Source organism: Helicobacter pylori SA213A (genome assembly GCF_000476275.1).
Lineage (GTDB): Bacteria > Campylobacterota > Campylobacteria > Campylobacterales > Helicobacteraceae > Helicobacter > Helicobacter pylori_CL.
Genome location: NZ_CBOM010000051.1, coordinates 1 through 1269 on the forward strand (window position 1 = coordinate 1; position 1269 = coordinate 1269).

2 protein-coding genes and 1 pseudogene are annotated in these 1269 nt (G+C 36.2%); all 3 read right to left on the bottom strand.

Annotated elements, in window-relative coordinates; translation table 11 throughout:
• The coding region (locus tag QT74_RS07810) for an HP0894 family type II toxin-antitoxin system mRNA interferase toxin (RefSeq protein ID WP_033765915.1) at positions 1–192 on the bottom strand (192 nt) is incomplete at its 3' end.
• The gene (locus QT74_RS07815) at positions 173–568 is read right to left on the bottom strand and encodes a hypothetical protein (protein WP_033765916.1); all 396 of its coding nucleotides are present in this window, start codon (positions 566–568) and stop codon (positions 173–175) included. The genes QT74_RS07815 and QT74_RS07810, both read right to left, overlap by 20 nt.
• 322 nt (positions 569–890) lie before the next feature.
• Positions 891–1269, bottom strand: a pseudogene (locus QT74_RS07820) (replication initiation protein); the annotation flags it as partial.

The window sequence follows — 1269 nt, forward strand, 5'->3', positions numbered from 1 at the left end:
ATCAGGCTTAATGTGGCATTCCCTAAAAGGTTTCCACTTTCCCTTTAGGGCATGATCTTGAAATTGTGGATCTAGCGGTTCTTTCTTTCTTAAGGTTAGAATAACTTCATTCAAAACGCTATCATCAAACCCATTCAAAAGCAATTTATCAAAATCTTTTTGAAAAGATTTTTTAAGATTGAGCTTCAACACCTAAAGCCCTTTTTCTTTCATCGCTATAACTAGAAAAATCCTCAACAATCAAATCTGTCTCTTTGTTATACACATCTCTCATGGCTTGTTGCGTTTGAATGTTTGGGGTTTCATGCCCAAAACAACAATCGTTAGCCCTCTTGTGATCAAAAACAAGATTAAGCTCTTGTAAGACTTTGTTCAATTTTTCCAATCTAGCGGTGAAACTCTTATTGTTTCTTTCTAGTTTCTTTTCTAGTTCTTTGGTGAGATTTTCCTGTAGAGATACTTTTTCTTTTTGTATCTTTTTGATCTTTTCTTCGGTGCTTAATATCAAATTGAAAATTTGTCTTTTGCTTAATTGAGAAAAATCTTTTTGCGTGGTAGTATTTGCCATTATTTGATCCTTTAATGAGATTTTTTTATTATAGCGTGTTTTGTTTGGGGTTTAAGGGGCGCCCCTTATCACAAGGGGACTTGTCGCCTTGTGTATTCTATCGGCTTGCCGATAGCAAACTTAAACCCCTTGCCGACTTGTCGGTTTTAGCTCGCTAAAAGGGTTAGTAGTTTGCAAACTACTAACCCTATATGGGATTAGATCGCTCATTGCATTCGCTTTAGTTTGCTAGGGCAAGCCCTAGAACCCTAATTGAAAGGCAAGCCTTTCAACCATCAAAACGACAAGTCGTTTTGATTGGGATTAATTCACTTGCTGATTTTCACCGATAATATTTCTTAAACCAATTCTTCAAGTGTTTTTCATCTTTAGCGATGAAAGGTTTGAGAAGTTTCTCAGGCTTATCCACATCTTGGATTGAGATACAGATCCGATTATCGTTCAGTTTCACGATCCGAGTGATTTTCAAATAGCTTGTTATCCCCTCAGGGCATTGATCCACGTTGTTATTAGTGATATTGATCGTTTTGCCTATGTATTCTTCAAACTCTTTGATAGGCTTGTTAGTGATAGGGTGGATTTTAGGGGGATCAATTTCTTCTAGCAAATTGTCTTTTTTTAGGCTGTATCCATTAACAAACAGAAGTTCCAAAGCGAATGTCTTGTTGGATACAAGGAATTTTTGAGAGTTTTTGTTAGTC